General features: G+C 65.6%; 12 protein-coding genes. 3 read left to right on the top strand and 9 right to left on the bottom strand.

All coding sequences use genetic code 11. The annotated features are described in order from the left end of the window. Nucleotides 1-29: 29 nt before the first annotated feature. Nucleotides 30-788, top strand: a complete 759-nt coding sequence (locus AC27VQ_RS05155; protein WP_488715470.1) for a c-type cytochrome — start codon at nt 30-32, stop codon at nt 786-788. A gap of 256 nt (nt 789-1,044) precedes the next feature. Here the strand turns inward: AC27VQ_RS05155 and AC27VQ_RS05150 are convergent, their stop codons facing one another. After that, a complete protein-coding gene (locus tag AC27VQ_RS05150; protein ID WP_488715469.1) occupies nt 1,045-1,989 on the bottom strand; it encodes an AEC family transporter in 945 nt (314 codons plus the stop codon). A gap of 511 nt (nt 1,990-2,500) precedes the next feature. Between AC27VQ_RS05150 and AC27VQ_RS05145 the strand changes: the two genes are divergently transcribed. Beyond that, nucleotides 2,501-7,951: an alpha-2-macroglobulin family protein gene (locus AC27VQ_RS05145; RefSeq protein WP_488715569.1), complete on the top strand. Its 5,451-nt coding sequence runs from the start codon at nt 2,501-2,503 to the stop codon at nt 7,949-7,951. A gap of 11 nt (nt 7,952-7,962) precedes the next feature. Beyond that, entirely contained in the window at nt 7,963-10,047 is a 2,085-nt protein-coding gene (gene pbpC, locus AC27VQ_RS05140; RefSeq protein WP_488715468.1) for a penicillin-binding protein 1C, read from the top strand. On the opposite strand, the gene AC27VQ_RS05135 is transcribed toward pbpC, so the two are convergent. The 8 genes from AC27VQ_RS05135 to AC27VQ_RS05100 all read right to left on the bottom strand — a co-directional run bounded on the left by AC27VQ_RS05135 (nt 10,037) and on the right by AC27VQ_RS05100 (nt 21,000). Further along, nucleotides 10,037-10,834 (bottom strand): crotonase/enoyl-CoA hydratase family protein, encoded by a 798-nt coding sequence (locus tag AC27VQ_RS05135; protein WP_488715467.1) that lies wholly within the window; start codon nt 10,832-10,834, stop codon nt 10,037-10,039. The genes pbpC and AC27VQ_RS05135 overlap by 11 nt on opposite strands. A gap of 13 nt (nt 10,835-10,847) precedes the next feature. Beyond that, the gene (locus AC27VQ_RS05130; RefSeq protein ID WP_488715466.1) at nt 10,848-11,723 is read right to left on the bottom strand and encodes a hydroxymethylglutaryl-CoA lyase; all 876 of its coding nucleotides are present in this window, start codon (nt 11,721-11,723) and stop codon (nt 10,848-10,850) included. After that, nucleotides 11,720-13,705: an acetyl/propionyl/methylcrotonyl-CoA carboxylase subunit alpha gene (locus AC27VQ_RS05125; protein ID WP_488715465.1), complete on the bottom strand. Its 1,986-nt coding sequence runs from the start codon at nt 13,703-13,705 to the stop codon at nt 11,720-11,722. The genes AC27VQ_RS05130 and AC27VQ_RS05125 overlap by 4 nt, the downstream gene beginning before the upstream one ends. Nucleotides 13,706-13,719: 14 nt before the next feature. After that, nucleotides 13,720-14,103, bottom strand: coding sequence for a RidA family protein (locus AC27VQ_RS05120; RefSeq protein WP_488715464.1), 384 nt, complete (start codon nt 14,101-14,103; stop codon nt 13,720-13,722). Nucleotides 14,104-14,116: 13 nt separating this feature from the next. Continuing rightward, nucleotides 14,117-15,724, bottom strand: coding sequence for a carboxyl transferase domain-containing protein (locus AC27VQ_RS05115; protein WP_488715463.1), 1,608 nt, complete (start codon nt 15,722-15,724; stop codon nt 14,117-14,119). Beyond that, nucleotides 15,724-16,872 carry an isovaleryl-CoA dehydrogenase gene (locus AC27VQ_RS05110; RefSeq protein ID WP_488715568.1) on the bottom strand — a complete coding sequence of 383 codons (1,149 nt, stop codon included), beginning with the start codon at nt 16,870-16,872 and terminating at the stop codon, nt 15,724-15,726. The genes AC27VQ_RS05115 and AC27VQ_RS05110 overlap by 1 nt, the downstream gene beginning before the upstream one ends. Nucleotides 16,873-16,909: 37 nt before the next feature. Continuing rightward, the gene (locus AC27VQ_RS05105) at nt 16,910-20,368 is read right to left on the bottom strand and encodes an indolepyruvate ferredoxin oxidoreductase family protein (RefSeq protein ID WP_488715462.1); all 3,459 of its coding nucleotides are present in this window, start codon (nt 20,366-20,368) and stop codon (nt 16,910-16,912) included. Nucleotides 20,369-20,532: 164 nt separating this feature from the next. Beyond that, a complete protein-coding gene (locus AC27VQ_RS05100; protein WP_488715461.1) occupies nt 20,533-21,000 on the bottom strand; it encodes an Lrp/AsnC family transcriptional regulator in 468 nt (155 codons plus the stop codon). Nucleotide 21,001 lies beyond the last annotated feature (1 nt).

Genomic DNA, 21,001 nt, shown 5'->3' with positions numbered 1-21,001 from the left:
GGTCCGCCGGTCGCTAGGGGAGCGTTTGGATGAACTCTTATGTGAACATGGGCGTGGGTGCCCTGCTCGGCACCGTTTTCGTGTTGATGTCCGTGTCGATCGCTTCTGAAGGCATTTTCCATTCGGGCCATCCCGAAAAGGAAGGTTTCGCGATCGTCGCCGCCGAAGGTGGCGAAGAGGGTGCAGCGGGCGGCGGTGAAGCCGCGGCCAGCACGCCGATCGCGACCCTGCTCGCCAGCGCCGATGCAACGGCCGGCGAAGCCGTCTTCAAGAAATGTGCGAGCTGTCACACCGGGGAGAAGGGCGGACCGAACAAGGTCGGCCCCAACCTCTTCGACGTCGTGAACCGTCCGATCGCCTCGCATGAAGGCTTCAGCTATTCCGCAGGCATGACCACCTTCTCCGAAGGCCACAAGATCGTCTGGGACTATGATCACCTGAACTTCTTCCTGGAAGCGCCGAAGAAGCACGTTCCCGGCACCGCCATGGGCTTTGCCGGCCTGAAGAAGGAAGACGAGCGTGCCAACCTGATCGCCTATCTGCGCACGCTCTCCGACAACCCGGCCGCTCTGCCGACCCCGTCGGCCGAAGGCGCTGCCGCAACCGGCACGGATGGTGCGGCTCCCGCCGAAGGCGGCGCTGCTGCCACGACGGAGGGCGGCGCTGCCGCTACGACGACGGAAGCCAAGCCCGCCGAAGGCGGCGCTGCAACGACCACGACCGAGGGCGCAGCCCCGGCCGAAGGCACGACGCAGGGCACCACGACCGAACAGCCAGCCGCTCAGTAAGCAGGCCAAAGCCAGAACACCGAAAACCCGGCCTTCGTGCCGGGTTTTTTGTTGCCTGCCAAATAAGGGTCAGTCTCGCTGTCGATAGGTTCAGCCTTGTTTGGGACTTCCATTTTCTTCCCTGGCCTCGCTCGCCTACCCCTCCTTCCGTCACCCTCGGCCTTGAGCCGAGGATCCATGCCACAAGCGAGGCGGTGCGGAGGTGTGGATCCTCGGCTCAAGGCCGAGGATGACAGAGGAAAGGATGTGGCTCCCTTCACCCCAAAAGCCAGGCCCAGAAGGACACCGTGAACACGCCGAGCGCCGTCGTGATGGTGATGGTCGAAGACGCCAGTCCGTGGCCGACGCCGAAATGGTTGGCGAGCAGCCAGGCATTGACGCCCGTCGGCACGGAGGAGGTGAGCACCATGGCCGCCGTCCATTCCGGGCTGAGGCCGAGCAGGCGGCAGGCGACATAGACGGAGCCGGGCAGCATGACCAGCTTGAGGCCGGTCATGGCGAGCGCGATGCCGGCATTGCCGCCGACCTTGTACTTGTTGAGCGCCATGCCGATCGAGACGAGGGCCGCCGGCGCAGCCATCGCGGCGATCTGGTCGACCACCACCTTGACCGGCCCGACGAGCGGGATGCCGCCGATATGAAACACCGCACCGACGGCAAGCCCAATGACCAGCGGATTGCGCAACAGGCTTTTGCCAATGCCGAGAAGCAGCTTGGCGAAACTCTGCGGCTCGCGCGTGCCTTCCTTGCGCTCGGCCCGCTCCATCAGGATCGTGCCGGCGATCATCATGGTCGGCAGGTGCACGGAGAGCAGCACCGAGATCGCGACAAGACCATCCTGCCCGACGACACGCGCCACGAGCGGCAGGCCGATGAAGACCGTGTTGGCAAAGCCCGCGGAGACGCCGGCCAGCACGCCGATGCGCCGGTCGCGCTTGAAGACGATCGTCGCGATCAGATGCGCCACCGTCCAGGTGACGGCCACACCGCCGAAATAGGCGACCCAGATGCGCCACGGCGCCTCACCGGCAAATTCGGCCTCCGCGATGGTGCGGAAGAGCAGGAGCGGCACGGCGACGCGGAAGACGAATTCGCCGAGCCCCTCCCCCAGTTCCTCCCGGAGGTAGCCGGTGCGCACAAGCAGCCAGCCGATGAGAATAAGCGCGAAGACGGGAAGAACGTTGAGGGCGACGTCGGACATGATCATTCCGGGCAGGAAGCAGACGGCGACGCGCACCGTCTCAAGATAACGTCATGGGTAGAGCAATCGCCGGGAGGGGTCCAGCGCGATACGGCTGGAAAGCGCACAAATGAAAAAAGCGAGGGTTATCCCCCCGCTTCCTCATCCCGGCCTGGCCGGGGACGTGTTTCGCGCTGTGCCAGTACATCCGTGGTCACTGCGGTTCGAAACACGACTTTCGTGTCTGACGAGGGTTCTACCGACCCCCTGTTACAGGGGTATGACAGAAATCCGTCCGTCGATGAGATGAAGTCTGCGCCGATATGGTTAACAAAAGGTTAACGTGAAAGGTCCTCAAAAAAATTCGCAATACCAGCGATTGAACCGGCGTCGCCAAACGTCTTTCCCCTGGTTCCATGCGCCATGCCCTTTCCATCCCTTGCGGCTCCCTGTCTTTCGATTGACAAGCCGGCCCGGGGTCCGGACAGTGGCGGCGGCAACGAGACGGCAGCGGTAGGAGGACTTCATGTCTATGCGCGCATTCCTGGGTTTCTCGGCACTTGTTCTTTCCGCGATCGCCTCACCCCCTCTTTCCGCCCATGCCGAAGAGACGCGCTCGGTCGTCACGACCGAGAACAGCGACTATTTCGGCTTCGACCTGCGCACGGTGCAGGACGTGACGCTCGACCAGTGCAAGAGCGACTGCGTGGACGACCTCTCCTGCCGTGCCTTCACCTATAATCCCAAGGTGAAATGGTGCTTCCTGAAGAGCGACTTCAACCAGCTCAACCATTTCCAGGGCGCTATCGCCGGCAAGATCCTGAAAGCCGACACGGCCGCCGATATCGGCGCGGCACCGGCCATGCCCTTCATGAGCGAATACATGCTGACCGACGCCCGCTCGTTCCGCGACAATCTCGCCCTTGCCGCCGACCAGGCCGGCCAGGGCGCGGAAAGCCTCGCCTCGCTCGGCCGCATCGAGACCGCGTCGAGCCGCTTCGACCAGGCGCTCGCCGCATATCGCGGTGCGCTTTCGCTGGCACCGGACGATTATTTCCTCTGGATCGAGACGGCCGAGTCAATGGGCCGCGCCTATAACAACAGCTATCTCGCCGGCCAGGGTGCGCTTGCCGCGATCAACGCCTACCAGCTCTCGCGCACCACCGAGACGCGGGCGCGGGCGCTCGCCGTGCTGGGCGATACGCTCGACAAGTCGAGCAACTACCGCGCCGGCATCAATGCCTACAAGGCGAGCCTCGACCTGAAGGACGACGTCGCCGTCCGTTCGGCCTATCTCGGCCTGCGCGCCCGCCAGGGCTTCCGCATCGTCAACCACACGATCGATTCCGACAGCGCGACACCGCGCGCCTGCGTGGAATTCTCAGAGCCGCTGGTGAAATCAGGCGCCGACTACGCCTCCTTCGTCACGCTCGATGGTGCCGCACCCAAGGCCATCGAAGCCAAGGACCGGCAGATCTGCGTCGAGGGCCTGACCCACGGCCAGCGCTACAAGATCACGTTCCGCGCCGGCCTGCCGTCCTCCGTCGACGAACCGTTGGCCGCCGCTTCGGACCTCGATATCTACGTGCAGGACCGCGCGGCAACCGTGCGCTTCACCGGTGACGGCTTCGTGCTGCCGGGCAGCGTTCGCCGCGGCATCCCGATCGTTTCCGTCAACACCGACAGCGCCGATCTGAAGCTCTATCGCGTCGGCGACCGCGCCATTGCGGGCCTCCTCAACGAAAGCCGCTTCCTCACCCAGCTCGACGGCTATTCCGCCAGCCGCATCGAAAGCGAAAACGGCGAACTGGTCTGGGAAGGCAAGATCGAGATTTCGCCGGAGCTGAACAAGGACGTCGTTACCAGCTTCCCGGTCGACGAGGCGCTGCCTGAGCGCAAGCCCGGCGTCTATGTGCTGACCGCCGCCGCCTCCAACGGCCGCAGCAACGAGTGGGACACCAAGGCGACGCAATGGTTCGTCGTCTCGGATGTCGGCCTCACCACCTATGCCGGCACGGATGGTCTCAACGTCTTCGCCCGCTCGCTCGATACGGCCGGCCCGCTTGACGGCGTCGAGCTGCAGCTGATCGCCAAGAACAACGAAGTGCTCGGCACGGCAACGACCGATGCGGACGGCCGCGCCACCTTCACCGCCGGCCTGATGCGCGGTACCGCCGCCAACACGCCCGCCGTCATCCTCGCCAGGAAGGGCGAAGGCGATTTCGTCTTCCTCGATATGACGCGCGCCGGCTTCGACCTTTCCGACCGCGGCGTCACCGGCCGCCCGGCACCGGGCGCCATCGACGTGCTGGCCTGGACCGAGCGCGGCATCTACCGCGCCGGCGAGACGGTGCATGCCTCCGCGCTTGCCCGCGACATCGAGGCGAATGCCGTCGAAAAACTGCCGCTGACCTTCGTCTTCAACCGGCCCGACGGCGTGGAAGACCGCCGCATGGTGTCGGATGGCGCATCACTCGGCGGCCATACGATCGACCTGCCGCTGCAGGAAAACAGCATGCGCGGCACCTGGACCATGCAGGTCTATACCGACCCGAAGGGCACGGCGATTGCCGAAAAGACCTTCCTCGTCGACGACTTCGTGCCCGATCGCATCGAATTCGACATGACGAGCGCGGCCAAGGAAGTCGAGGCCGGCGTTGCCGCGCCCGTCTCCGTCGAAGGCCGCTATCTCTATGGCGCGCCGGGCGCGGGTCTCGAAATCGAGGGCGACGTCGCGCTGAAGCCGACCCATCAGGATCCCGCCTATCCGGACTATGTCTTCGGTCTTGCCGATGAAGAGGCGATCGAGGAAAGCCGCATTCCGCTCGAAGGCCTCGATGTGCTCGATGAGGACGGCAAGGCGACCTTCGACATCAATGTCGCCGATCTGCCGGCCACGACCCAGCGCCTCGAAGCGCTCGTGACGCTGCGTATGATGGAGGCCGGCGGCCGCGCCGTCGAACGCAGCCTCACTTTGCCCGTCAAGTCGGAAGGCGCGATGATCGGCGTGAAGCCGGAATTCAAGGGCGACCTCTCGGAAAACACCGTCGCCAACTTCAACGTCATCACCGTCGGCGCCGATGGCAAGAAGCAGGCGATGCAGGGCCTGCCCTGGAAGCTGCTCGCAGTAGAGCGGAACTACCAATGGTATCGCGACGGCAGCTCGTGGCGCTATGAGCCGGTGCTCTCCACCTCGCAGGTCGCCAACGGCACGCTTGATGTCACTGCCGACGGCGGCAAGATTTCCGTGCCGGTGACCTGGGGCCGCTACCGCCTCGAAGTCGAAAGCCCCGAGCCGGAGGGCCCCGCCACCAGCGTTGAATTCGACGCCGGCTGGTATGTCGCCGCCAGCTCGACGGAAACGCCGGATGCCCTGGAAATCTCGCTCGACAAGGAAAGCTATGCGGTTGGCGACACCGCCAAGCTGAAGATCTCGCCGCGCCATGCCGGTCAGGTTCTCGTCACCATCGGCGCAGAAAGCCTGATCGCCACCCAGACGGCCGCCATCGGCGCCGAGGGCGGCGAGATCGATATCCCCGTCACCAAGGAATGGGGCCCCGGCTCCTATGTGACCGCGACGCTCTTCCGCCCCGGCTCCGACCAGGAAAGCCGCATGCCGATGCGCGCCATCGGCATCACCTGGTTGAAGGTCGATCCGGCGGACCGCAAGCTGAACCTCTCGCTCGACCTGCCGGAAAAGACCCTGCCGCGCCAGCCGCTCGACATTTCGCTCAAGGTCGCCGGGGCCGGTGTTGGCGAAGAGGCTTACATCACGGTTGCCGCCGTCGATGTCGGCATCCTCAACCTCACCCGCTACGAAGCACCCGATCCGGCCACCTGGTACTTCGGCCAGCGCCGCCTCGGCATGGAAATCCGCGATCTCTACGGCCGCCTGATCGACGGTTCGCTCGGCACGACCGGGCGGCTGCGCACCGGTGGTGACGGCGGCGAAGGTGCCCTTCAGGGCGATCCGCCGAAGGAAAAGCTCGTCGCTTTCTTCGCCGGTCCCGTGAAGCTCGATGCCGACGGCAATGCCAAGGTCAGCTTTGACATCCCGCAGTTCAACGGCACCGCCCGCGTCATGGCCGTCGCCTGGACGAAGACCGGCGTCGGCAGTGCCTCGAAGGACGTCGTCATCCGCGATCCCGTTGTCGTGACCGCAAGCCTGCCGAAGTTCCTCGCCCCCGGAGACCGCTCGGACCTGCGCCTCGACATCGCCAACACGGATGCGCCGGCCGGCGACTACACGCTGGAGATCACCCACAATGCCTCCGTGATGGTCGAACAGACCGGCGCGAGCCAGACGGTGAAGCTCGTAGCCGGCGGCAAGACCGCGCTGACCCTGCCGCTGATCGGCGGCGAGATCGGCGATGGCGTCATCTCGCTCAAGCTCTCCAACGGCAGCGGCATGTCGCTCGAACAGGCGCTCAACGTGCCGGTGCGCCCGGCAGCCATGCCGATCACCACGCGCCGGCCGCTCGAAATCGCCGCAAATGGCAGCCTGACGATCGACGACCAGCTGCTCGCCGACAGCCAGTTGGCCGGTGCCTCCGTCAGCCTCAGCGTGTCGCGCGCGGCCGCCTTCGACATCCCCGCACTGCTGATGTCTCTCGACCGCTACCCCTATGGCTGCACCGAGCAGACATCGAGCCGCGCCCTGCCGCTGCTTTATCTCAGCGAGCTTTCCAAGCAGTCCGGCCTGCCGGAAGACACGGAAACGCAGAAGCGCGTGCAAGATGCCATCTACCGCGTGCTCGCCAACCAGTCGTCTTCGGGCAGCTTCGGCCTGTGGTCGCCGGGTTACGGCGACCTCTGGCTCGATTCCTTCGTCACCGACTTCCTGACCCGCGCCCGCGAACAGAAGTTCGACGTGCCGGAACAGGCGATGCTGCAGGCGCTTTCCAACCTGCAGAATTCCATCTCTTATGACGTCAACGTCTCCACCCAGGGCAACGAGATCGCCTATGCGCTCTATGTGCTCGCCCGCAACCGCAAGGCCGCGATCAGCGACCTGCGTTATTATGCCGATACGAAACTGTCGGAATTCTCCTCGCCGCTCGCCCGGGCGCATTTGGCCGGTGCGCTTGGCCTCTATGGCGATGCCCAGCGCGCGACGACCATCTTCGAAAATGCGCTCGGCCTCTCCCGCGACAGCGTCATGACCGCCAGCCTCTCGCGCACCGACTACGGCTCGTCGCTGCGGGACGGTGCCGCGATCCTGGCGCTTGCCGCCGAAGCACGGCCGGTTCCGGGCATCATTCCGGAGCTTTCCAAGCTCGTCGCCAAGCAGTGGGAGAACAAGCGCTGGACCAGCACGCAGGAACAGACCTGGATGCTGCTTGCCGCCCGCTCCGTGAAGGATGCCGACAAGGACCTGAAGCTCGAAATCAACGGTGCGGCGCGTGACGGCGGCTATGCCGCGCAGATGACGGGCAAGTCGCTCCTGGAAAACCCGCTGACCATCGCCAACCGCACCGGCGAGCCGGTGTCCGCCGTGCTCACCACGGTCGCGGCGCCCATCGATCCACTGCCAGCCGGCGGCGACGGCTTTGCCATCGAGCGCACTTACTTCACGCTCGACGGCGAGGAGGCGAATGTCACGGAGGCACAGCAGAACGAGCGCTACGTCGTGGTGCTGAAGGTGACGGAGCACAACAACTGGGCCTCGCGCATCATCATCACCGACCTCCTGCCCGCCGGCTTCGAAATCGACAATCCGAGCCTCGTCGACAGCGCGAAGCTCGCCAATTTCGACTGGCTCGGCGAGACGGAGGCGGCGCATACGGAGTTCCGATACGACCGCTTCGTCGCGGCCTTCAACCGCAGCGAAGGCGACAACCGCGACGTGACGCTCGCCTATGTCGTGCGCGCCGTGACCCCCGGCACCTATGACCTGCCGGCCGCCCAGGTGGAGGACATGTATCGTCCGCAATACTCCGCCCGCACGGCGACCGGCCGCATGCAGGTCGTCAAGGCCGAATAAGGGTTCTGGCGATGGCGCTTTGGCGTAAGCTCCTCATCGGCTCCCTCGGCGGGGCGGCGACCATCGCCGCCCTCGCCTTCGGGCTCGATTATGCCGACCGCGCCTATCCGCCGCCGATTTCGGTGGCGGAAACGGTCTCCAAAGAAGTGCTCGACCGCGACGGCCGCCTGCTGCGTGCCTTCGCCACGCCGGAAGGGCACTGGCGGCTGAAGACCACGGCCGCCGATGTCGATCCGCAATTCCTGCGCATGCTGGTGGCCTATGAGGACCGACGCTTCAACGAGCACGGCGGTATCGACCCCTGGGCGCTCCTGCGCGCCGCCGGCCAGTTCGTCGGCAATGGCCGCATCGTCTCGGGCGCCTCCACGCTCTCCATGCAGGTCGCCCGGCTGATCGAGCCGCGCGAAAGCCGCTCGCTACCGGCGAAGCTGCGCCAGATGGCCCGCGCCATCCAGCTCGAACGCCGGCTTTCCAAAGCTGAAATCCTCGATCTCTATCTGACGCTCGCCCCCTATGGCGGCAATCTGGAGGGCGTGCGGGCCGCAAGCCTTGCCTGGTTCGGCAAGGAGCCGAAGCGGCTCTCGGTCGCCGAAGCCGCCCTGCTCGTCGCCCTGCCGCAGCTTCCCGAAAAGCGCCGCCCGGACCGCCACCGCGACGTCGCCGAAAAGGCGCGCGAGCGCGTGCTGACCCGCCTTGCCGTCTCGGATGTCATCGGCGAGGGCGAGGCCGAGCGCGCCGGCCTTGAAGCCGTGCCGGACCGCCGCCGCCAGCTTCCCTCCTATGCCGCCCACCTTTCGGAACTGGCGCTGCGCAAGGATCCGAAGGCGATCAAGCACGAGACCTCGCTCGACCGCACGGTGCAGGACGGCCTTGAGACCGTCGCCCGCGAGGCGGCCGAACGGCTCGGCCCGAAAATCTCCATCGCCATGGTAATGGCCGATGCCCGCACCGGCGAAATCCTCGGCGAAGTCGGCTCGGCGGATTATTTCGACGGCAGCCGCGCCGGCTGGATCGACATGACGCGCATCCGCCGCTCGCCGGGTTCGGCGCTGAAGCCGTTCATCTACGGCCTTGCCTTCGAAGAGGGGCTGGTCGCGCAGGAAACCATCGTCGAGGATCGCCCCGCCGATTTCTCCGGCTACCGGCCGCGCAATTTCGATATGACCTATCAGGGCGATATCAGCGTGCGCAAGGCGCTGCAATTGTCGCTCAATGTGCCCGCCGTGCGCCTGCTTGAAGCCGTCGGCCCGACGCGCATGATGGTGCGCTTCCGCCGCGCTGAGGTGCACCCCGAGCTGCCGCCGGGCGAAACGCCGGGCCTCGCCATCGGGCTGGGCGGTCTCGGCATCACGCTGCGCGACCTGACTCAGCTTTATGCGGCGCTTGCCAATCGTGGCATGCCGGTGCAGCTCGGCGATGGCATTACCGGCGACGCCAAGGTGATAACAGGCGATCCGCTGCTCGATCCCGTCGCCGTCTGGCAGGTCTCGGACGTGCTGTCAGGCGTCACCCCGCCGACCGGCAGTCGTCGCCTCGGCATCGCCTACAAGACCGGCACGAGCTACGGTTACCGCGATGCCTGGTCGGTGGGCTATGACGGCCGCCATGTGCTCGGTGTGTGGGTCGGCCGCGCCGACAACGGCGCGGTGCCCGGCCTGACCGGCTATGGTGCGGCCGCCCCCATTCTCTTCGAAGCCTTTTCACGCTCCGGCATCGCTATCACCGCGCTTCCCCGCGCACCGGCCGGGGCGCTGCGCATCGCGCAATCCGAGTTGCCAGCCAGCCTGCGCCGTTTCTCGACGACGGCGAACGGGCTGGTCACGGTGGTGGCGCGGGAGCCGGCACCGCAGATCATCTATCCGCCGGAGGGTGCGCATGTCGAACTCGGCGCCACCACCGGCTCCGAGATCTCGCCCCTCGTGCTCAAACTCCAGGGCGGCCGCGCGCCCTTCCGCTGGCTCGCCAACGGCAAGGTGCTGCCGGACGCCGCGCGCCGGCGCACAACGCAGTGGATGCCGGAAGGCGCCGGTTTCTCGACGCTAACGGTGATCGATGCCGCCGGACGGGCGGCGAGCGTGCGGGTGTTTATCGAGTAGCCTCGGGCACCCAGCTCGCCTTGCGTTTTTCCAGAAAAGCCGCGATGCCCTCTGCCGCTTCCGGCGTCTCCCAGGTATCCGCAAGCCGCGTCAGTGTCATCTCGATGACGGTCTCGTCGATCGGCGCGGCCAGCGCATGGGCCAGCGCCTTCGTTGCCGCAACGGCCTCCGGGGAGGCTGCGAAATAAGGCTTGATCTCCATCTCGATCGCCTCGTCCAGCGCCTCGGGTGCGACGACGCCGCTGACGAGCCCGATGTCGCGGGCCGTCGCCGCATCGAACAGACGCGCTGATGTCGCAAGGCGCAGGAAGGTCGCCGGGCCGATGCGGGCGGCAACATAGGGGCTGATCGTTGCCGGGATGAGGCCGAGCCGGGTTTCCGTCAGGCCGAAACGCGCGCCCTCCGCGGCAATCGCCGCATCGCAGACGCTGATCAGGCCGACACCGCCGCCATAGGCCTGGCCGTTGATGCGGGCGATCAGCGGTTTTGGCAGATCGCGCAGCGCCTTCAGCATCAAGGCGAGGCGGCGTGCTTCGGCGATGCGCGCCTCGCGGCCCGCGGCGATCTGCTCTTTCATCCAGTTGAGATCGCCGCCCGCGCAAAAACTCTCGCCCTCGCCGGTCAGCACGACGACGCGCACCGCCTTGTCCTCGCCGAGCAGGCCGGCAACGGTCGTGAGTTCGCGGATCATCAGGCCCGACAAGGCATTGTGCTGCGCGTGCCGGCGCAAGGTGAGAGCCGCCACGCCGCGACGATCGACGGATACAGAGATGGTTTCGAAATGCATGGCTCTCCCTCCGTTACGCACTTTTGCGGATATCGCCCTTGCCGGTGATGCGCCGTGCGAAAGCCGCGGCCGCCGCCAGTTTCTCGCGGTCGAGGCCGGTCTCAAAGCCCTCCGCCGCCAGCATGTCGGCAACGGCGAGTGTATCGACATTGCCGCGTGCGCCCGGCGCATAGGGGCAGCCGCCGAGACCGCCGACCGAGGCATCGAAAACCGTCAGCCCGTGATCGAGTGCCACGCGGATATTGTCGAGCGCCAGCCCGTTCGTATCGTGAAAATGGCCGGCGAGATTTTCCGGAAAGGCGACGGCGAGCACGACATCAAGCATGGCAGCGACTTCGGACGGACGCGCACGGCCGATCGTATCGCCAAGGCTCACCTCATGGCAGCCAAGGCGCAGCAGCTGCCCCGTCACGCGCGCCACCGCGCAGGGCTCCACCGGCCCGTCATAGGGGCATTGCACGACGCAGCTGACATAACCGCGCAGCAGAATGCCATCCGCCTTCGCCGCTTCCGCCACCGGCCGGGCGCGCTCGATGCTTTCGGCAATCGAGCAATTCAAGTTCGCGCGGGAAAAACCCTCGGAGGCCGAGAGAAAGACGGCAACCTCGTCGACGCCGGCCGCCTTCGCCGCCTCATAGCCCTTCATGTTGGGCACCAGAGCCGCATAGGAAATGCCGGGCCGGCGCTCTATGCCGGCCATGACCGCAGCGCCATCGGCCAGTTGCGGCACCCATTTTGGGCTCACGAAACTCGTCGCCTCGATGCGGGAAAAACCGCAATCGGACAGAAGGTCGATCAAGGCGATCTTCTCGGCAGAGGGGATGATCGCCTTCTCGTTCTGCAACCCGTCGCGGGCGGCCATTTCGACGATGTCGATACGCCCGGTCATGCCGCCTCCTCGGGCTCGAGCGAGAGCAGCAGGGCGCCCTCCGCCACCTGATCGCCCACCGCCACGGGGAGGCTGGCCACCACGCCATCGCGGGGCGCGGCCAGCACCAACTCCATCTTCATCGCCTCCATGGTGACCAGCGCATCGCCCTTGGCGACGCGCGCACCCGGCTCGGCCGAGACGATGCGCACCAATCCGGGCATCGGCGCGACAAGCCGGTCGCCGCCGGACGCCGCCTCGCCATGATGACCGGCCTCTTCGGCAAGCGCGAAGGCATGGCCGTGGCCGCCGAAGAAGACGGCGATGTCGTTGCCGTCGCGGTGGACCGTCGCGGAAAACACGCGTCCCTCGAAATCGGCACGAACCGAACGGCCGTCCGCCGACTGCACGCGAAGCTCCGTCTCCATGTCGTTGTGCTCGACCCGGAAGCGGTCGCTGTCGAGCACCGTTACGCGCAATGCATGTTCTGCGCCGCCATGGTCGAGAAAGACGGTCTGCGCGGATGCACCCCAGAGGCGGAAACCGCGGATTTGACCCCATGGATCCAGATCATCCGAAACCTTGAGAAAGCCAAGCGCCGAAAGAGCAGCGAGCGCGAAAACCTCTTCCGGCGCATCGGGATCGGCCAGCAGGATTTCGCCGGCGCGGCCGATCAGCCCGGTATCGACATCGCCTGCGGCAAAGGCCGGATGACGGCAGAGGCGCACGAGAAAGCCGGCATTGGTCGTCAGCCCGCCGACGCGGCACTGTTCCAGCGCCGTCTCCAGCCTGGAAAGCGCCTCCGTGCGGCTGCGGCCGTGGGTAATGACCTTGGCGATCATCGGATCGTAGAAGGGCGTGATGTTATCGCCGGCCCGCACGCCGGAATCGATGCGGGCACCGTCAGGCACATCGAAAACCTTCAGGCGGCCGGTCGCGGGGAGAAAATCGCGCGCCGGGTTTTCCGCGTAAAGCCGCGCCTCGAAGGCCCAGCCATCAATAGTCAGCTCCTCCTGCCGCTTCGGCAAGGGTTCGCCGGCCGCGACACGGAGCTGCCATTCCACAAGGTCGAGGCCGGTGATCGCCTCCGTTACGGGATGCTCAACCTGGAGCCGCGTGTTCATTTCCATAAAGTAGAAGCGGTCCTGCCGCAGCCCCTCGGAGATATCGGCGATGAATTCCACCGTGCCCGCGCCGCTATAGCCGATGGCCGCGGCCGCACGCACGGCGGCCTGCCCCATGGCCGCGCGCATTTCCGCCGTCATGCCGGGCGCCGGTGCTTCCTCGATGACTTTCTGGTGGCGGCGCTGAAGCGAGCAATCACGCTCGAAGAGATGCACGACATTGCCATGCCCGTCGCCAAAGACCTGCAACTCGATATGGCGTGGTTTGCCCATGTATTTTTCGACGAGCACGCGGCCGTCGCCGAAGGCGCTCTCGCCCTCGCGGCGGGCGCTTTCCAGGGCGGCGGCGAAATCGGCCGGCTGCTCCACCCGCCGCATGCCCTTGCCGCCGCCGCCGGCACGCGCCTTGATCAGCACGGGATAGCCGATGACTTCCGCCTCACCGGCAAGGAAGGCCGCATCCTGTTTTTCGCCGTGATAGCCGGGCACGACAGGCACGCCCGCCTTTTCCATCAGGGCCTTGGCAGCATCCTTCAGGCCCATGGCGCGGATGGCGTTTGCCGAGGGGCCGATGAAGACGAGGCCGGCGGCCTCGACCGCCTCGACGAAATCGGGGTTTTCCGAGAGGAAACCGTAGCCCGGATGCACCGCCTGCGCGCCGCTCGCCTTGGCCGCCTCGATGATCGCGGCACTGTTCAGGTAGCTTTTCGCCGCCTCCGCCGGGCCGATGCGGATCGCCTCGTCGGCCATTTCGACATGCAGCGCCGCGCGGTCCGCGTCCGAATAGACGGCAACCGTGGCCACGCCCATGCGGCGGGCGGTGCGGATGACGCGGCAGGCGATCTCGCCTCGGTTGGCGATGAGGAGTTTCCTGAACATCCCGGCTCCGGTTCTCATTGCGCTGCGATGGCCTCGACTTCGAGTAGCCACTTCTCGTCGAAGATCGCGGCGATGACGACGCTCATCGCTGGGGCAACACTGCCGAGATACTCGCTGCGGATCTCACGATTGGCCATGGTGTGGTGCCGGTCGGCAAGGAAGGTCGTGACCTTGACGAGATCGGCCTTGCTCATTCCGGCGGCCTTCAGCTGCGCATCGATATTGCGCCAGACGAGCCGTGCCTGATCCTCGAAACTCTCCGGCACCTTGTCGTCGTCGGAAACGGGGATCTGGCCGCTGATGAACAGCAGCGTCTTGAAATCCGTAATCTTCACGGCCTGCGAATAGCCGCCGCGCGGGGCGGGTGCGTTCTTGGCATTGATGGTTTCGCGGTTCATGACATTGCCTCCTCTACATTCTGAAGATGCCGAAACGGGTAGGCTCTATGGGCGCATTCAGCGCAGCGGAAAGCGAAAGCGCCAGCACGTCGCGTGTCTTGCGCGGATCGACGATGCCATCGTCCCAAAGCCGCGCCGAGGCGTAAAGCGGGTGGCTCTGGCGGGCGAACATGTCGATGGTCGGCTGCTTGAACGCGGCCTCCTCCTCAGTGCTCCAGCTGCCGCCGGTCCGCTCGATGCCTTCGCGCCGGACGGTCGCCAGCACGCCGGCCGCCTGCTCGCCGCCCATCACGGCGATGCGGCTGTTCGGCCAGGTCCAGAGGAAACGCGGCGAATAGGCCCGGCCGCACATGCCGTAGTTGCCGGCACCGTAGGAGCCGCCGATCAGCACCGTGAGCTTCGGCACATTCGCGGTGGCAACGGCGGTGACAAGCTTGGCACCATTCTTTGCGATGCCCTCCGCCTCGTATCTGCGGCCGACCATGAAGCCGGTGATGTTCTGCAGGAAAACGAGCGGGATGCTGCGCTGGGCGCAGAGTTCGATGAAATGGGCACCCTTCAGTGCCGCCTCGGAGAACAGCACTCCATTGTTGGCAATGATGCCGACGGGCAGGCCATACAGGGCCGCGAAGCCGCAGACGAGCGTGGTGCCGAAGCGGGCCTTGAACTCGTCGAAACGCGAGCCATCGACCACGCGGGCGATGACTTCGCGCACATCATAGGGCGTGCGCGTATCGGCCGGCACGATGCCGAGCAGCTCTTCCGGGTCGTAAAGCGGCGCATCGCCCGCACCCGATTTCGTAACCTCCGGCTTACGCGTATTGAGGTTGGCGGCAATCTGCCGGGCGATAGCCAATGCGTGACGGTCGTCGCGCGCGAGGTGGTCGGCGACGCCGGACAGGCGGGTGTGCACGTCGCCGCCTCCGAGGTCCTCCGCGGTCACCACCTCACCCGTCGCAGCCTTCACCAGCGGCGGGCCGGCGAGGAAGATCGTGCCCTGGTTCTCGACGATGACGGTCTCGTCGCTCATGGCCGGCACATAGGCGCCGCCTGCCGTGCAACTCCCCATCACCACGGCGACCTGCGGAATGCCGGCGGCGGACATCTGCGCCTGATTGTAGAAGATGCGGCCGAAATGATCGCGGTCGGGAAAGACCTCGTCCTGGTTCGGCAGGTTCGCGCCGCCGGAATCGACGAGATAGATGCAGGGCAGCCGATTTTCCGCCGCAATCTCCTGCGCGCGCAGATGCTTCTTCACGGTGATGGGATAATAGGTGCCGCCCTTCACCGTCGCATCGTTGCAGACGATCATGCACTCGCGGCCGGAAACGCGCCCGATGCCCGCGATCATGCCGCCGGAGGGCGAGGCGCCGTCATAGAGACCGTGGCCGGCGGTGAGGCCGATCTCGAGGAAGGGCGAGCCGGGATCGAGCAATTGCGCAACACGGTCGCGCGGCAGAAGCTTGCCGCGCGCAACATGGCGTTCCCGCGCCTTCGCCCCGCCGCCATCCATGGCGAGGTTTGCGGCCTCCGCGACCAAGGCCAAGGCATCGAGCATCGCCTTGCGGTTTGCCGCAAAAATCTCGCTGCGGGTGTTCACGGCCGAGGGGATGACCGGCATTAAAGCGTCTCCTGAAAGATTTCGCGGCCGATGAGCATACGGCGGATTTCCGAGGTGCCGGCGCCGATCTCGTAGAGCTTGGCGTCGCGCAGCAGGCGGCCGGTCGGGTAGTCGTTGATATAGCCGTTGCCGCCGAGCGACTGGATGGCTTCGAGCGCCAGCTTCGTCGCCATCTCGGCGGAATAGAGGATGCAGCCGGCAGCATCCTTGCGGGTCGTCTCGCCACGGTCGCAGGCGGCGGCGACCGCATAGACGTAAGCGCGGCAGGCGTTGAGCGCGACATACATGTCGGCGACCTTGCCCTGCATCAGCTGGAACTCGCCGATCGGCCGGTCGAACTGTTTGCGCTCATGGATATAGGGCACGACCACATCGAGGCAGGCGGCCATGATGCCGAGCGGGCCGCCGGACAGCACCACGCGCTCATAGTCGAGGCCGGACATCAGCACATTGACGCCGCGCCCGATCGTGCCCATCACGTTCTCCTCCGGCACCTCGCAATCGGTGAAGACGAGTTCGCCGGTGTTGGAACCGCGCATGCCGAGCTTGTCGAGCTTCTGGGCGGTCGAAAAACCCTTGAAACCTCTTTCGATGAGGAAGGCGGTGATGCCGCGCGGGCCGGCGTCGGGATCGGTCTTGGCATAGACCACCAGCACGTCGGCATCCGGGCCGTTGGTGATCCACATCTTGTTGCCGTTCAGCACATAGCGGTCGCCGCGTTTGTCGGCGCGCAGCTTCATCGATACGACGTCGGAACCGGCCCCCGGCTCGGACATGGCGAGCGCGCCGACATGCTCGCCGGAAATCAGCTTCGGCAGATATTTTTCACGCTGCGCCGGCGACGCGTTGCGGACGAGCTGGTTGACGCAGAGATTGGAATGGGCGCCGTAGCTCAGGCCGACCGAGGCGGAGGCACGGCTGATCTCCTCCATCGCCACGCAATGGGCGAGATAGCCCATGCCGGAGCCGCCGAACCCTTCGGGTGCCGTGATGCCGAGCAGGCCGAGATCGCCCATTTCCCGCCAGAGCGGCATGGGGAAATTGTTGCTGCGGTCGATCTCGGCGGCCTGCGGCGCGATGCGATCCGTCGCGAAACGCCGCACGCTTTCCCTGAGCGCCTCGATATCCTCTCCAAGCCCGAAGCTCATGCCGGCGTCGTACATGTCCACCCTCCCCTCGCAATCGTCAGGCGATTGCCTTTTCCTCTACCTTGTCGTAGGCCGCGCGCTTTTCGGCCTCGCGCGCCTTCACGCGCTTTGCCGCCTCCTCCTTGACGGGACCGTAGCCCCTGATCTCACCGTAAAGCGAAAGCAGCGCAACGGCGGCGTCGAGATTGTCGCGGCGAAGGTTTTGCAGCACGTGGCCGACCAGCGCCTCGTAATCGGCGATCAGCTGGCGCTCCATGCGACGCTCGGCGGTGCGGCCGAACGGATCGAAGGCCGTGCCACGCAGGCCCTTGAGGCTTGCCAGCACACCGAAGGCCGGCAGCATCCAGCGGCCGAAGCGGCGTTTGCGCGGACGGCCATTGGCATCCTCACCCTTCAGGAAGGGCGGCGCGAGGTTGAAGGCGATCTTGTAATTGCCGTCGAACTGCTCGGCGAGACCGGCCTTGAAGGCCGGGTCGGTGAAGAGCCGAGCGACCTCGTATTCATCCTTGTAGGCAAGGAGCTGGGCATAGACATGGGCGACGGTACGCGTCAGCCGGTCGTCGGGGCCGAGCGTCTTTTCCGCATCCCGCACACGGTCCACCAGCGCCCTGTAGCGACCCGCGAGGGCGGCATTCTGATAGGCCGTCAGGTGCTTTTCGCGGTGGGCAATCAGATCCGCCGTCGGCATCGTCTCCAGCGTCGCGACCGGCCTGCCGGGATGCAGCAGGCGCTCGGCGCGGGCAGGGTCGGCGGCGATGAGGCGGCCCCAGCCGAAGGCGGAGAGCGTCGCATCGACGGCCACGCCATTGAGTGCGATCGCCTGTTCGATCGACTGGCGGGTGAGCGGGATCAGCCCCTTCTGCCAGGCATAGCCGGTCATCAGGATATTCGTCGCCATTGCATTGCCGGCGACCTTTTCGGCAACCGTCGTGAAATCGAGCAGGGTGGAGGTCTCGCGCAACGCCGCGCGCACCGTGCTCTCCACATCGCGTCGGCGGAAATCGAAGTCGCGCTTGCGCACGAAATCGGCGACCGGTGTCAGCCGCGTGTTGACCACGCCCGTCGTGCGGTGATGGTCGCAGAGCGTCACCGCATCCTTGGAGGAGGCCACCACGTCGTCGGCGGCGATCAGCAGGTCGGCACCGCCGGTGATGATGCGCGGTGAAGAGACGTCCTGGTCGTGCAGGCCGATGCGCAGGTGGCTCATGACGGCACCACCCTTCTGGGCGAGGCCGGCCATGTCGAGGATCATCGGCGACTTGCCGTCGAGATGGGCGGCCATGCCGAGGATGGCGCTGATCGTCAGGATGCCCGTGCCGCCGATGCCGGCGATGGCGATGTTGTAGGACCGATCGCCGATCTTGACGATATCGGGGTCCGGGATGCCTGATATGTCGGGGTTCGAGCGTGCCGCCTTGCGCAGCCGGCCGCCTTCCACCGTCACGAAGGACGGGCAGAAACCCTTGAGGCAAGAATAGTCCTTGTTGCAGGTCGACTGGTTGATCTTGCGCTTGCGGCCGAGTTCCGTGTCGAGCGGCTCGACGGAAACGCAGTTCGACTGGGTGGAACAGTCGCCGCAGCCCTCGCAGACGGCGGGATTGATCATCAGCCGGACCGGCAGGTCCTCCATCAGGCCGCGCGACCGCCGGCGGCGCTTTTCGGCCGCACAGGTCTGTACATAGACGATGGCCGAGCAGCCCGGTGCCTCGCGAATGTCGCGCATCACCCGGTCGAGTTCGTCGCGATGGCGCACGATGGTGCCGGGTGCGAGCATGGAGGGCGAATAGGCTTCGGGGTGATCGGAGACGAGATAGATTGGTTCGACGCCCTCATCGAAAAGCTGACGCGTCACCGCCTCGGGACTGATCGGCCCGTCGACGGCCTGGCCGCCGGTCATCGCCACCGCGTCGTTATAGAGGATCTTGTAGGTGATGTTGACGCGGGCGGCGACCGACTGGCGGATCGCCAGAATGCCCGAATGGTAATAGGTGCCGTCGCCGAGATTGACGAAGATATGCTTCTCGTCGGTGAAAGGCGCGATGCCCGACCACGGCACGCCCTCGGCGCCCATATGGGTGAAGGTTGCGGTGTCGCGATCCATCCACTGCACCATGTAGTGACAGCCGATGCCGGCCGTGGCGCGGCTGCCTTCCGGCACCTTGGTGGAGGTGTTGTGCGGACAGCCGGAGCAGAAATAGGGCACGCGCTCGATGGGCGCGGCATGCGTCTTGCGGATCTTTTCGCGCTCGAGGAGATAGGCGAGCTCGTCGGAAATCAGTTTCTTGAGGCCGGCGTCGAAGTCGAAATGCATGAGCCGCGCGGCAATCGCCCGCGCCACCATGCCGACCGTCAGCGCCTGCGACAGCGGCAGGAACGCATGGTCGTCATGGTCGAACTTGCCGATGATGCGCGGCCGCTCGCCATGATGCCAATTGAAGAGCTGCTGCTTGATCTGGTTCTCGATGATCTCGCGCCGTTCCTCGACGACGAGCACCTCCTCCAGTCCCTGCGAAAATTCGCGCACGCCCTCCGGCTCCAGCGGCCAGGGCATGCGGACCTTGTAGATGCGCATGCCGATCTCGGCCATCTCGGCCGGGCCGAGCGAAAGCTCCTTCAGCGCCTGCAGCACATCCTCATAGGCCTTGCCCGAGGCGATGATGCCGAAGCGGGCGCGCGGCACATCATGCGTCACCTCGTCCACCTTGTTGGCGCGGGCAAAGGCGATGGCGGCATACCCCTTGTAGGTCTGGAGGCGCTCATCCTGCGGCAATGGCGGATCGGGCCAGCGCAGGTTGAGACCGCCCGGCGGTACTTCGAAATCCTTAGGGATGACGAACTGGCGACGCTCGCCGGCAAGGTCCACCGAGGCGGTCGTTTCCACCGTATCGGAGATGAACTTCATGCCGACCCAGCAGCCGGAATAACGCGACATGGCCGTGCCGAGCAGGCCGTATTCGACGAATTCGTGGATGGACGACGGATAGAGCACCGGAATGACCGCCGACATGAAGGCGTGGTCGGACTGGTGCGGGATGGAGGACGATTTTGCCGAGTGGTCGTCGCCGGCAAAACAGAGCACGCCGCCATGTTTCGAGGTGCCTGCCGCATTGGCGTGCTTTAGCACGTCGCCGCAGCGGTCGACGCCCGGCCCCTTGCCGTACCAGTAGCCGGCAACGCCGTCATAGCGCGCCCCGGGCGACAGGTGCAGCTGCTGGGTGCCCCAGACGGCGGTGGCGGCGAGATCCTCGTTGACGCCGGGCCGAAACACGATGTCGTGCGCCGCCAGGTGTTTGCCGGCTTTCGCCAGCTGCTGGTCGTAGCCGCCAAGCGGCGATCCGCGATAACCCGAGATGAATGCGGCGGTGTTCAGGCCCGCGGCACGGTCGCGCCGCATCTGAACGATCGGCAGGCGCACGAGTGCCTGGATGCCGGAAAGGAAGATCCTCCCACTTTCCGCCGTATACTTGTCCTCGAGAGAAAAGCTCTGCTTAAGCATGACTTCCTCCTCGATGGCCCTCCTCCACGAAAGCCATCCTTCCTATGTAGGAGCTTACGCAGAGATTGGGAGGAGCGGGTCCTTATTTTCCCCTTGCAACATCACGATTTAGGGATGGCATCCGCAAAATGGGCCGGCAAATGCAACGCCATCCTATTGCGGCGTCAGATCGGTACGCGGTGCGTGTTCTTGAGTTCGTCGAGCGCGAAGCTGGAATTGACGAAACCGACGCCGGGAAGACGCAGCAGCGCCTTCTTCAGGATCTCCTCATATTGCCGCACGCTGCTCGTCAGTACGCGCAGCACATAGTCATGATCGCCGGTCATGGAATAACACTGCACGACTTCGGGCATGTTTTTCACTGCTTTCTCGAATTCCAGCAGCGTCGCCTCGTCATGCTGTTTCAGCCGCACGAAGCAGAAGACCGAAACCTCGAAGCCGACCAGCCGCGGCTCGATGGCGATGATGCGGCCGCGGATGATGCCCTGCTTTTCCATCTCCTTGATGCGCCGCCAGCACGGCGTATGGCTCAAGCCCACGCGCTCACCGATCTCGGCGACGGTCAGCTCCGGCTCGGTTTGCAGGAGACGCAGGATCTTGCGGCTCGTCTCGTCCAGCGCGCCATCGGCCATG

The sequence above is a fragment of the Shinella sp. 20P9.1.1 genome (assembly GCF_057798995.1).
The sequence above is the reverse complement of the archived record's forward strand: the minus strand, read 5'-3'. Positions and strand labels throughout refer to the sequence as shown.